The sequence below is a fragment of the Embleya sp. NPDC025285 genome (assembly GCF_055558835.1).
This window is the reverse complement of the sequence record NZ_JBVHLU010000099.1, coordinates 27,060-39,349: the sequence shown is the minus strand read 5'-3', so window position 1 is coordinate 39,349 and position 12,290 is coordinate 27,060. Positions and strand designations below refer to the sequence as shown.

Sequence of the window (12,290 nt, the reverse complement as noted above, 5' to 3'; positions counted from 1 at the left end):
GCGGGCGGATCGGCGCGGTTCGCCGATCCGCCCGCCGCCGGGTCAGTCGTCCAACAGGTCCCGCAGCAACTCCACGGTGAGCGGCTCCGGTTCCGCGCCCAGGCCGGCCAGCAATCCGTCCAACCGGTCGACGTAGTAGTCCAACTCGGCACGATCGCCGGTTATGTGCGTCGCCCGGAACATCGTGCGGTAGAGCATCTGCGACTCCGGGCACACCACCAGGCCGACCGAGCAGGCCCGCTTGGCGGCCTGCGGGTCGTGGTTGTCCAGGTGGTAGTCCGCCAGTCGGGCAGCCACGTCCACGATCTCGGCGATCATCTGCTGACGGAACGGCTCGGCCCAGACGTAGCGGCGCGGGCCCACCCCGTCGAACGGCGCGTCGCGCACTATGTCCAGCGCCCTCGCGTAGTCCATCGCCACCTCGTGGTTCCCGTACAGGCCGGGCGCCACCAACTCACGGAAGCGGAACCAGTCGCACGCGAAGCCCGGCCCGAAGGCATAGCCCCCGCCGCCGACCGCCGCCGGCAGGTGGCTTGTACCGTCCTGTCCGATGCCCACCCAGCGGCGCAGTTGGCTGATCGCCGAGTTGCGCGCGGTGGCGGTGACCCCCAGCGGCCACACGGCGGCGTCGAGTTCGGTCAGCGGACGGCCCGGGTGCAGCGCGATCCACGCGCCGAGTTCGGTGAGCCGTGCGCGTCGGCCGTGCTCGACCTCCTCGCCCACACCGATCAGATCGACCTGACCCAGGATCCGAATCTCCGGGTAGGTCGGCGCGAAGCCCTCCGAGGCCAGGCCCGGCGCGACCGGCGCCTCGGCCGGGAGCGCGGCGACCGGCGGCGCGACGTCCCACGTCGAACCCACCTCCGGGGCGTCCACCACGGCGGCCTCCGCCTCCGGCGCGACCACCAGGAACATCCCGGAGTCCTCGGCGGTCAGCCCCTCCTGGACGGTCGGGCCCTCCTGAACGGCCAGGCCCTCCTGGACCTGGCCCGGCGCACCCCAGTACTCGGCCGACGGCATCTCGACGCCGCCCGCGGGGGCATCCACCGTCGGGGGCACCGCGCGTGTCCGCTCGGCCGGCGCCGGAGCGGTCCGTCCGCGCTCGCCGCCCTGCATCAGGTCGACCTCGTCGTCCGGGCCCAGGACCTGGACCCCGGGGCCGGTGAGCACGTCGGCCCGAACGCCGCCGTGTCCGTTGGCGGCATGGGCCGGGTAGGCCGCGAAGGCGCCCTCCGGGGCCTCCTCGACATCCCACGGCACGGCTTGTTCTCCAGTGCTGGTCCGAGCCTCGATCGGCACTGCTGTTCCCTCGTCCGGGGCCTCTGCGGCCGCCACCGAGTCGGCCGGTGGTCCGGCATCCCCGGCGGATGCGTAGGGGTGATCCTCGGGATCGTCCACCCCTTCGAGTCCTATTTCGTCGTGTCCGGTGTCCTCGGGCGTCCGCTCGTCGACCAACGGGTCGTGCGCGTCGCGGCGTTCCGAAAACACAGGCGCTCCGAAAACCGGTTCGCCGAGTGTCGCGTCCGCCGGGTCCGCCGCCTCGGACACCGGAGTCCCGAGCGCGGCCACCTCGAATTCCATCGTCCCCGAAGCCGATTCCTGCCGGTCCGGCATGGCGTCGACGGCCTCCTGGGCGTTCGGTTCGGCGTACACCGACCCGGTACGGACCGACCCCTCGACGGCCGGCTCCTCGAAGGATGGCGCCACGGGCGCTTCGCCGCCATATGGCGGATGCGCGTACGGCGGTTCCACATAGGGCGGTTCGGCATATGACTGATCCGCGTACCCGGGCTCCGAGTCGGTCGATTCCCCGGCGCGCACGTCGGCCGCCGCCTTTGCTTCCTGCGCGGATTGCGGGTACGCCGCCGGCTCTGCCGGGTCGGTGCCGTCCGGACCGACCACCGGCGGCTGGAACAACTCCGGTTCGTAGGGGCGCTCGACCTCGTCGGGGGACTGCGCGTCGTACTCGTGCGGGTCCTCGGGCAGCCAGGGCAACGGCAGCGAACCGGTGTCCTCGGTCGATCCGAGCCGTCGTTCGATCCGCTCCGGAGGTGCCAACGGCCCACCGGGGAGCGGATATACGGCCGTGCCCCAGGATCCGGGACCCGAGCCCGCACCCGAGCCCGAACCGGCCCGCCCATCCCGACCCGACCCGCCCGTGGGTCGTCCGGGTGCGGCGAACGCCCGCTCGTCCGGCTCCGGATCGGTGGGATCCGGCTGGTAGTAGCCGGGTACCGGATCGGCCCCGGCATCGGCCTCGGTCGCGACGCCGCCGCCCACCCGGGCCGGCCGCTCCATGCCGCCGACCGCGGACCACGCGGCCGTGGACATGCTGCCGCCGACGGACGCGGCCCCCGCGTGTGCCGGTTCCGGCTCGCGTGCGGGACGCCGAACCGGGATCAACGGCTCTTCGGCGGGCACGCCGTCCAGATCCTTGGAGACAGTGAACATGCTCACCAGGGCCTGGTATTGCGGGTCTTCGAGCCGCTGCACGTGTACGTCCGTGTTGATCCGACTCGGCGTCACCACACCGGGGATCGTGGGCAGCCGGGTCACACCGAGCCCACTGAGCCAGGGCTCGGCGTGGATCGGCGCGATGATCGCGGCGGCCGCGCGCGGATAGGTGTTGGTCAACCGCTGGATGTGCGGGACGTGCGCCTCGGTCAGCGGCTCCAGGGACAGCACGATCTCCGGCGGCCAAGTGTCGGGCAGGATGCCCTTGGTACGGGCCTGGCGCGGCGAGGTGAGTTTGGCGTCGTCGAGCAGGCCGACCACCTCGTCGGACCAGGTCGCCAGGCGGCCCAGCGCCTCGTCCAGCGAGTAGGCGTAGCGCAGTTGTTGCCGACCCTCACGCTCCACGTCACGCAGTTCGCGACCGAAGCCGACCACGGTCACGCACAGGTCGTCGCTCCACACGTTGGAGAGCAGTTCGACCGCCAGCGCGCGCAGCACCGCGAGGTTGTCCTCGCCCGAGCCATCGGTCAGTCCGACCACGCCGAGCGATTCGAGGTCCACCAGCAGTTGCCTGCCGTCGTCGGTTTCGCCGAGCACGGCGAGCGCGGGGTAGGGCGCCGGGACGTTGGCCGCCGCGCTGCTGTGCAGCAACTCGGCGTCCGCCGGGCAGGTCCAGTGCATGTGGTCGCCGTGTACCGCCTCGAACGGATACAGCGGCGGTGACGGCGCGGCCAGGTGCAGTTCGAGTTGACGGTCGGTCAGCTGCACCGAGTCGATCAACGGCAGGGTGCGTCCGGTGTCCGACATCCGCGCGCACAACGTGCGGAGCGTGCGGTCGAACAGGTCGAGCGCGTCCGGGGTTTCGGTGGCGCGCAGTTGTTGTTCGAGGTCGGCGGCCTCCGGCGCCGGCATCGCGATCCGCCGGCCGTCCCGACGCACCGACTGCTGTAGTCGACGGCGCACCAGCAACGCGCCCAGCACCGCCGCGGCGCCCACCGCGCCCAACGCGATGGCGCCGACCGGCAGCGAACGCTCGTCTCCACCCGGGCTTGGCGCCTCGGCACGGCTCCCGGTGGGATTGGTGTTCTCCGCGTTCTGCTTCGGCGTCGGCGCCTGGCTCGGCTTGGCGGGAGCGCTCGGCACCGTGATCGGGTCCTGCTTGGCGATCTGCGGCGGGGTTTCGACGAACGGCTTCTGCTGCTGTTGCGGGTGTTGTTGCTGTTGTGGCGCCTGCTGTTGCGGAGCTTGTTGTTGCGGAGCTTGCTGTTGCTGCGGCGCCTGCTGCTGAGGTGGTGCCTGCTGCGGCGGTTGTTGCTGTGGAGGCTGTTGCTGTGGAGGCTGTTGCTGGGGTGCCTGCGGCTGCTGGGCCTCGGTGCCTCCACCACCCGGGATGGACAGCGTCCAGCCGGGCTCGATCGCGTTCGGGTCGGTCAGGGCCGAACCGGTCGGCTGCGGCTTGTCCTTGTTCGCGGCGAAGATCTCGGGATAGCGGTCGCCGTCGCCCAGCAGTTCCTCGGCGATGTCCGACAACGTGTCGCCCGGCTTGACCGTGACCGTCTGCGGCAGCGCCTTCCGGTCGTCGCGCCGGTCCCCGGGTCCGTTGTCCGGCGCGTGCGCGGACTTGACCTCGGCGGGCGGCGCCGCGTTCGCGGGCAGCGTCAGCACCCAGCCCTCCTCGACATAGTCCGCCGAGTCGAACTTCTGCCCGTTGGCCATCACCTTGCCGTCGTTGAGCTTGGCGATCTCCGTCCAGCGTTTGCCGTCGCCCAGCCGCTCCTCGGCGATCGTCCACAACGAGTCGCCGCGCTGCACGGTGTGCGTGGGTCCGGCGCTCGTCCCGGGATCCTGTACCCGGACCGGGATCTCCTGCTCGACAGTGCGGCTCGGCGCGCTCGCGACACGCTCCGACGGATGCGGAGCCGCCTGTGCCTCGCCGGCCGCCAACGCGGTACCGGTGGGCAGCAGCAACATGATGCCGCCGATCAGCGCGCCGGCCGCCTTCTGGCTCCAGCCCAGACCGCGAATCCGCGGCGCGGACAACCCCCGTACCTGCGCCGGGATTTCCACCACGACGGAAATCGCGAAGCACAACCACGCGATCCACGCGATGATCGCGAGCGCGGCGATGAAGCCGCTCCCGTCGTCGGGCTCGGTGAGGATCTTGGTGACCTCGTCCAGTCCCGGCAGGCGGTGCGGCAACAACGTCGTGGTGGCCACGACGAGCAGCGCGGGCAGGCCGACCAGCAACGCGAGCAGGACGACGAGGCTGAGCAGGCCGCGTGCGAAGTCGAAGAGGAAGCGGCCGAGTCCACGGCGTCGGCCGCGGTCGTCGCGGCTGCGAGCGTGCGCCCGGGTACCGGGACCGGAGCCGGGACGAGGGCCTTGGGTAACGGTCACGGTGCGTCCTCCGGGGCTTGGATCCCATGGACGAGCCCGGCACGGGCATGGCCTCTGACGGTGACGGTGGAGACGCCGAAGAAGGCGGCCACCTTGGTCTTGTAGTGGAGCGTCACCCAGACGTCGACGTTGCGGCCGTCGGGTGTCACGGTGACGATGGCACCGGGATCGATGGACGCGAGGTAGTTGCGCGCCTCGCGCTTGGCGTCCTCGCTCGGCACCACGATCGCGGTGCCCGGAATGGCCTTGGTGGGGTCGATTGCCTGCCCTGCGGCGCGGGCGGCCTCCTGCGCGAACGCGTCGGCCCTGGAATCCGTACGCAGCTTGCCGCCGCCGTCCAGGACCAGCCCGACAAGCAGGATGATCACGGCCATCATGATCGCGAGCATGATGGCCAACGAGCCCCGGTCCCGGGGGCCGCCGGTGACGCCCTCGGCGTACGCGTGAACACGCCGGCGGGTCGTCACTTCGTCCTCTCCCGGTAGGTGTCGATCACCGAGGTGAAGCTGCCCCGCATCGTCTTCGACCCGGGGATGCCGGGGAACGCGATGTCGGACAGCGACACGTTGCAGGTGACGGTGACGGTGACGGTCGCCGCCGTACCGACCGCGGCGCTGAAGCCGTCGACGTTCACGTCGACCGTGCGCCGACTCCTGGGGCAGCCGACCCCCTCCTGCCGCAGCGATCTCTCCACGGCCTCCTCCGCCAGACCCTTCGCGTCACTTCCGTCGCGCGAGATCGACGCCTCCCGCGCGCCCGCCTTCGCCGCCGCGTCCACCCCGTTGCCGGCCACCGAGATCCGCCCGAAGGCGATGACCAGACACAGGAACGCGATCAACACCGGCGCAAGTACCGCTGCCTCCAGGGCGAACGACCCCTCGTCCGCCCGCAGGCTCCCCCTGTACACCCTCGCCCCCCGGATCCTCATCGGCCCGCTGTCGTCCACCGCTCGACGACGCCGTCCGCGTGCTGCGTGATGGTCAGACTCCCGATCCCCGGCACGACCGACAACGACGTACCGCTGACGGTCACCCTGATCCGCACGTCTCCCTCGCGCTTCGGAATCACCTTCAGGTCTTTGAGCATTCCCCCGCTGAGGTCCTTCGCCACATCCCGCCCCCGCTGTTCCGCGGCCGGGATGTCGCCATTGCGACGCCGCGCCTCCTCGACGCTCTCCTTGGCGACCTGCATCGCGACCTCGCGCGCGTACCACCACAGGCAGCCCTGGATCACCGCGAGCAGGACCAGGATGAACATCGGGAAGACGATCGCCATGGTGATGGACATGCCACCACGATCCGGCCCGCCTGCCTTGCGCAGACGGCGCCGGATCGCGTCGTAGGGGTGGCCGTGTGGCACCTTGCTCACGAAGACGTGGTCCGAATCGCTAGTCGGCGTTGGGTACCGGCTCCTGGTACTTGTCGTCGGACTTCTTCAGCCCATCCTGGTATTTCTTGTACATGGTGTAGATCACCGCCGCGACGCTGACCGCGGCCACCATCAGCACCGCGACGATGATCGCCGTCTCGATGCTGACCGCTCCGTGGTCGCGCTCCTTGCGCAGCCGCCGGTAGCGGTCCACCACACCGCCCGTGACGATCAACACGAAGGCGATCGGGGCGGGGGCCAGTTTGTGTACGGCGGTCTCCACGCGATCGAGCACCGCGGGGGACGAGGAACCGATCTGCATTGCCTGTACTCCTTCCGGAGAACGGCTCGGGGTCCGAGGCTGGTTCATACCGAGAAGCTGATTCGTGCCGAGAAACTGATTCGTACCAAGAGGCTGATTCGCGCCAAGGCGCCAATTCGTACCTCGAAGCTGGTTCATACCGAGAACATCCGGGATATCGCCGGGAATCCGAGCAGGATCCCCATGATCACCACGAGCATGGTCCCGGGTACGGTGAGCCGTTCCGAGTCCGCGTTCGCCTGTTCGTGCTCGTTCGCGAGGAGTTCGACGCGCAATGACTGCGACCTGGCCCGCAACGTGCCGTACACCGCAGCACCTTCGGTACCGGCCATCTCGATGATGTCGGCCACGTCCGCGAGTTCGGGGAGGTCGAGGTCCTTGGCCAGATCGCGCAGTCCGTCCCAGGGGTCGGCGCTGCCCACCCGGGCCCGCGCCAACGCGTCCTGGATGCGGACGAACGCCCAACCGTCGCCCACCGCCGCGGCCCGCTCCAGCGCCTCGGCCGGGCCCGCGTCCCCGGCGCGGCCGAGCGCGACCAGGTCCAGATAGGCGGCGGCCGCGTGCTGGAACTCGATCCGGGCGAACTTGGCCTGGTCGCGCAGCGCGAAGTCCGGGATGAACCACATCCCCGCCGCCACCGCCAGGGACAGGAACAGCGGCACGTAGAAGGCCACTCCGATACCTGTTGCCACCAGCACCGCGGAAAGCATCGCGGGCAGCAGCAGGCCGAGCAGGGCCAGCAACGCCTTCGTGCGCACGAACTGGGCGACCGTCTCGCCGACCAGGTCGAGTTCGCGGTGCGGCACCCGAAAGCCCGGGACCCTGCGGGCCAGCGCGACGAGTTGGTCGTCGTACTTGCTGCCGGTCTGCTCGGTGCGCCGCTTGGGCGCTCCGGAGAGCCGATGCAACGCGTTGCCCAGGTCCGGTGGCGCGGGCCACAGTTCACGCACGAGCAGCGCGACGCCCGCACCCAGCACGCAGCCGCTGACGATCATCACGGGTGGGATCACGACCACTCACCCCGCAACACGGGGGCGGTGTGCACGCCGTCCGCCTGTTGTACGTCCACGGCTTGCGCGGCCTTGACCACGCTGCGCGGGTCGGCGACCAGGAACCGTGGCTTGACCCGGTCCGTGGCCAGCGCCCGCATCCACATCAGGGTGCCGACGTAAGCCATCGCCATCAGCAGCAGGACCAGTTGCCCCATCGCCGTCCCGTACGGCTCCGCGTAGTCGCGGTTGATCACCACGACCAGCCCGGTCACCGCGAGCGTGATGTAGGTGATCCAGCGCACCGCCATCCGGGCCCCGGCCCGGTCCGCCTCGATCGCCCGACGCTGGCGCACCTCTTCGCGCACCGTCGTGGCCAGGTCCTTGAGCGCCATCGCCAAGCCGGGCCCGCGGTCCGAGGCGCGCAGGATCAGCGCCGCCGCGATCTTGTCCGCCGTGGCGTCGCCGAGGTCGGCGGCGAACGCGCGCAGCGCCTCGTCCGGACGCCACCGCGACTGCAAACGGCTGACCAGATCGCCGACTTCCTCGACGATCGGCTCCGGGCAGGTCGCCCGCGAGGTGAGGATCGCGTTCTCCAGGCCTGCGCCCAATTCGATCAGGTCGGCGATCCGCCGGGTCCACTCGGCGAGCGCGTCCAGGCGGTTGATGATGGTGCGATCGCTCTTGGTCGGCGCGAGCAGCCACGGCAGCCCGCTGAACGCGGCGATCACGAGCAGCCCGGCCACCAGGAATCCGGTGAACAACCAGACCAGGGCCGCCGCCGCGATGCCGATGCCAAGACGGACCCGGCGCGCGGTGCGCTGTCGGGCGCTCACCGGGCCCGACCGCAACCGCCTTACCGCCAACTCCAGCCGTCCGGGCGGCTTGGGCGTCGGATCGTCGTAGGTGCCGACGATGCCGACCACCAGACCGATCAGACCGCCGACCAGCAGGCATCCGCACACCGCGACCAACAGCGCGTCTCCCATGCCCGTCACCCGACCTGATGCAGCTTGAGCTGCAACGGACGCCAGCCGTGCGGCTCGTCCAACAGGTGCGGGCTGAAACCGGCCCGGATCAGGTCCGGCATGTCCGAGGGGTACATCCGGGCCACACCACGCGGATCGTCGCTGGTCGGCGCGAAGATCGTGTTCACGGCCGGGCGGCGGTGCTCGCCCATCCCGGTCACCTCCAGGACGTGCGAGACGAAACGATGCCGCTTCCCGCCGATCGCCGTCTCGTCGATCATCCGCACGAAGACGACGTAGTCGACGGCGTTCGAGGCGAGCCGGTAGGCCAGTTCGGGACTCATGTGCGCGCCGTACTCCAGGCAGAGTTCGGCGATCCGGTCGAAGATCATGTCCGGCTCGCGCACGTGCAGCGTGCACATCGAGCCGCCCTCGCCGTTGGTCATCACCCGCAACATCGGCACGATCTCGCTGGAGCGAACCTCACCGACGATCATCCGGGACAGCGACATGCGCAGTGCGGACGGGATCAGTTCGCCGATGGTCAACTCGCCCGCCGACTTGCCGTCGATGCCGCGTTCGCCGTTGCCCTCCCGGGCCTCGATCGCGACCACCTGGCGCAGGTGCCCCAACTCGTGCAGGAACAGTTCGAGTTCGGTCTCGAAGGTACCGATCCGCTCGTCCCGGGGGATCTCGTGGGACAGCGCGCGCAACAACGACGTCTTGCCCACGCCCTGGGTCCCGCAGATGATCAGGTTCTTCTTCGCGCGAACCAGCGAGCCCAGGAACGCGGCCAGGGTCCGGTCCAGCGTGCCCAGGCCGATCAGTTCGGCCAGGCGTACGTCGCGCACCCGGTGCCGACGGATCGTCACATAGGTGTGCGGGGTGACCTCGGTGATCGCCTGGAGGCGCGAGCCGTCCGGCAGCCGCAGAGCCAGCGTGGGTTGCGCGGTGGACAGGGTGCGTTCACCGCTGCCGTGCCGCCGGGCCAGGTCGCGGAGCAACTCGCGTAGTTCGTCGTCCGAGGAGGTCAGCGGCGGTACCTGCACACGCGGCCGGTCGGCGTAGTCGACCCAGACCGTGTCGTAGCCGTTGACCAGGATGTTCTCCACGGCCGGGTCGGTCAGATACGGCTCCAACGGCCCGGCCCGGAACAGCCAGTCCCACACCGCCCGGGCCATCGCCCGGTCCTCGGCGGGGGTGGTGGAGATGCCGCGCTCGCGTGCGGTGACGTCGGCCCATTCGGCGACGACCTGGGCGACGATCGCCCGGCCGCGCTGCTCGCGGTCCCCGTTGGTCATCCCGGGCGACATCTTGTCGAACTCGTGCAGTTGTTCGGCCGCGCGGTCCTTGAGTATCCGCACCACGGCCGGGTCCACCACGGGTTCGCCGGACGGGTTCCGGGGCGGCTTGACGGCCCCGGTCGTCGGGGACGGCGCGCCGGCCGGGGGACGGCGGCTGACCGTGCCGACTCCGCTCGCACTCACGCTCGCGGTCGGCGGCACGGTGAACATGCCGTCCCGGGTGTCCGGGTGCCGGACCGCGCCGTTCATGCGCGCGTGCGGGTGGGCCGGCGGAACCGGCGTTCCGTTGGCGGGCGTCGGCGGCGGGATGTGCCCGACGGCGGGGGTCAGCGAGCCCGCGCCCGCCGACCACGTGGGCGCGGGGCCCGCGTCGGGGTCGCCCGGTGCGCTGCGCTGGAAGCCCTCCGGCCAGGTACGCAACGGCGGGGCCGGCGGCGCGTAGAGCACGTCCTCGGCCTCCGGGATCCCGGGCACGACGTGCATGTGCGGGCGGTAGCCGGGCTCGGCGGGTGGTTCCGGTTCCGGTTCGGGTTTGTTGTGCGGATCCGGGTGCAGGGGCCGCGCGTTATCGAACATGACCCGCCTCCTCGCCGGCCGGCCGGTGCGCCGGTTCGGCCTCGGGTCGGACCTCGGAGTCCGCCGGTCGACGGATGTACGCGGCCGCCTGCGCCCATCCGTCGCTCGGCATGGGCGCCTCGGGCCCGGACGGCAGTTCGCCGCCGCCGCTCGGCCGGGGCGCCAACCGCATCCGGCGCTGCTCGGCCAACGCGAGGGCGGCCTCCGCCGTGCTGCGTGCGGCACGCATGAACCTCGAACGCAGGAAACGCTTTCCGGTATCGCCCTCACCGTCGGAGAGCACCCGTGCGCGCTCGGGATCGAACGGCAACAGGCCCAGGACGGGCGTCTCCAGGTGCTTGCCGATCTCCTGGCGCGAGTAGCGACCCTGCTCGATCACCACGAGGGCGATCGAATCCGAGCCGGTCCCGTGCGTGTCGAGATCGTTGCGCAGCGCGACCAGCCGCGGATGCGCCTGGGCCAGCGAGGGCAACGTCCCGCGCACGACGGGCAGTACCAGGTCGGCCCGGCGCGCGGCGATCGCCGAGGCGCCGGTGGTGCCGCGCCGGCCGAGGTCGATGATCACGTCGTGCGGGATCTGCTGGCTGCCCAGGCCGGCCGCGAGCTGCGAGATCGGATCCCACGTATAGGCCAGGCCGGAGGCCTGCGTGGGGTCGACGAGGCCGGGCAGCAACAGCCGTTCGCGGCGGCCGTCGGACAGGTCCACCAGTTGCCGGAAGAACGCGTCGACCAGGTTTCCCTGACGATGCGCCACCCCCAGTTGGTGCAGGCCGTATTCGGCCGAAACCCGCCCCTGGAGCGCACCGGCGAGAATCGAACCCCCGTCCGGATCGGCCTCGATCAGGATCACCCGACGGCCGGCCGGCAACGGCCAGGTGAGCAGGAGCGCGAGCGCGGTCGAGGTGGCACCGGGCGCGCCCGCGCCACCGGTGACCGCGACGACGGTCATGGGGCCCCTCCGGTCCTGGCCGGCGCCGCGTCCGCGTTGCCCGTGTTCAGCACGACGATGGAGAACCTGCCCTCGGACACCTGGAGAGCCAGCACGGGACCGTCCTTGGCGGGTACCGCCACGTCCAGGACGGACTTGCCGGAGCCGGAGTTCGGGTCGCCCGTACTGGAGCGGATCACCGTGGCCGCGATGGTGCTCGGTTGCGCGGGCGCGGAGTTGGCGGGGCCGCCCGCTCCGGGGAGTGCCGTCACCACCAGGATCCGGGTGCCGGGTGTGACCCGCTGCACCGGCATCCTGGTCGCGTCCACGGCGATCGGGACCAGCGTCTCACCGGGCTGGATCGCGATCCGCTCGGTGACCTGATCCGAGGTCAGCAGTGTGCCCGCGCGCAGCTCGACCGCCGCGCGTTTGCCCACGATGGCGGCCTTGGAGCCGGAGCCGATCGGACGAAGTCCCGGCGCGTCGTTGATCTCCACGACCCGCAGGTCCTCGGCGGAGATGGTCTGGCCGTAGGGCACGGTGCGGGCGACCGCGAGCACGGGCACCCGTTGGTCGCCCATCTGATAGAACGCCGCCGAGCCGAGTCCACCGGCCGCGATCAGCGCGACCGAGAGCGCGATGAGCGCCGGCCGCCGGCGTCTGGCGCCGAGGCTGCGCGTAGGCGTCACCGGCATCGCACCGGCGGCCGCGCCCTGCGACACGACGCCGTTCCCCGATGGCCGTTCCGTAGCTGCCTTCACCACCGGCTCCGCCCCCTTGCTCTGCCGGGTCCACCCAGGTTCCGCGCGGACCGTGATCCACTTCGGAGCTACCGCTCGTATCTTCCACCACACACACTGTCAGGTGAATGGTGAACCGCCCGAAAACAGCCGCCGAAGTCGATCATTCGAAGCTTTCCGGTACGACTTCCGACCACGTCAACCAGCACGATCGGGGACGCCATGTGACGAACCCGACCCCACC

The 12,290-nt window shown here is 70.9% G+C and carries 10 protein-coding genes; all 10 read right to left on the bottom strand.

Features of this window, described 5'->3' with window-relative positions:
• Nucleotides 1-42: 42 nt before the first annotated feature.
• Complete coding sequence (locus ACZ4FV_RS41600) at nucleotides 43-4,851, bottom strand: LysM peptidoglycan-binding domain-containing protein (RefSeq protein ID WP_465325866.1); 4,809 nt, start codon at nucleotides 4,849-4,851, stop codon at nucleotides 43-45.
• The gene (locus tag ACZ4FV_RS41595) at nucleotides 4,848-5,318 is read right to left on the bottom strand and encodes a pilus assembly protein TadG-related protein (protein ID WP_402229002.1); all 471 of its coding nucleotides are present in this window, start codon (nucleotides 5,316-5,318) and stop codon (nucleotides 4,848-4,850) included. Before ACZ4FV_RS41595 ends, ACZ4FV_RS41600 begins: the two co-directional genes overlap by 4 nt.
• Entirely contained in the window at nucleotides 5,315-5,758 is a 444-nt protein-coding gene (locus ACZ4FV_RS41590; protein WP_395859594.1) for a TadE family protein, read from the bottom strand. The genes ACZ4FV_RS41595 and ACZ4FV_RS41590 overlap by 4 nt, the downstream gene beginning before the upstream one ends.
• A 17-nt stretch (nucleotides 5,759-5,775) precedes the next feature.
• On the bottom strand, nucleotides 5,776-6,219 hold the full coding sequence (locus tag ACZ4FV_RS41585) for a TadE/TadG family type IV pilus assembly protein (RefSeq protein ID WP_402229005.1): 444 nt from the start codon (nucleotides 6,217-6,219) through the stop codon (nucleotides 5,776-5,778).
• Between the two features lie 19 nt (nucleotides 6,220-6,238).
• Nucleotides 6,239-6,541: a hypothetical protein gene (locus ACZ4FV_RS41580; RefSeq protein WP_395859596.1), complete on the bottom strand. Its 303-nt coding sequence runs from the start codon at nucleotides 6,539-6,541 to the stop codon at nucleotides 6,239-6,241.
• A 134-nt stretch (nucleotides 6,542-6,675) separates the two neighbouring features.
• Nucleotides 6,676-7,551 carry a type II secretion system F family protein gene (locus ACZ4FV_RS41575; RefSeq protein ID WP_395859597.1) on the bottom strand — a complete coding sequence of 292 codons (876 nt, stop codon included), beginning with the start codon at nucleotides 7,549-7,551 and terminating at the stop codon, nucleotides 6,676-6,678.
• Nucleotides 7,548-8,519 (bottom strand): type II secretion system F family protein, encoded by a 972-nt coding sequence (locus ACZ4FV_RS41570; protein WP_465325862.1) that lies wholly within the window; start codon nucleotides 8,517-8,519, stop codon nucleotides 7,548-7,550. Before ACZ4FV_RS41570 ends, ACZ4FV_RS41575 begins: the two co-directional genes overlap by 4 nt.
• Before the next feature lie 5 nt (nucleotides 8,520-8,524).
• Complete coding sequence (locus ACZ4FV_RS41565) at nucleotides 8,525-10,378, bottom strand: CpaF family protein (RefSeq protein WP_395859599.1); 1,854 nt, start codon at nucleotides 10,376-10,378, stop codon at nucleotides 8,525-8,527.
• Entirely contained in the window at nucleotides 10,368-11,327 is a 960-nt protein-coding gene (locus ACZ4FV_RS41560; protein ID WP_395859600.1) for a CpaE/TadZ family protein, read from the bottom strand. The genes ACZ4FV_RS41565 and ACZ4FV_RS41560 overlap by 11 nt, the downstream gene beginning before the upstream one ends.
• Complete coding sequence (locus ACZ4FV_RS41555; protein WP_395859601.1) at nucleotides 11,324-12,028, bottom strand: SAF domain-containing protein; 705 nt, start codon at nucleotides 12,026-12,028, stop codon at nucleotides 11,324-11,326. Before ACZ4FV_RS41555 ends, ACZ4FV_RS41560 begins: the two co-directional genes overlap by 4 nt.
• Nucleotides 12,029-12,290: the final 262 nt, after the last annotated feature.

Bases quoted from the DNA above. Each gene is read 5' to 3' on its own strand.
- ACZ4FV_RS41580 (WP_395859596.1), bottom strand. From the start codon at position 6,541: ATGCAGATCGGTTCCTCGTCCCCCGCGGTGCTCGATCGCGTGGAGACC.
- ACZ4FV_RS41570 (WP_465325862.1), bottom strand. From the start codon at position 8,519: ATGGGAGACGCGCTGTTGGTCGCGGTGTGCGGATGCCTGCTGGTCGGC.
- ACZ4FV_RS41565 (WP_395859599.1), bottom strand. From the start codon at position 10,378: ATGTTCGATAACGCGCGGCCCCTGCACCCGGATCCGCACAACAAACCC.
- ACZ4FV_RS41560 (WP_395859600.1), bottom strand. From the start codon at position 11,327: ATGACCGTCGTCGCGGTCACCGGTGGCGCGGGCGCGCCCGGTGCCACC.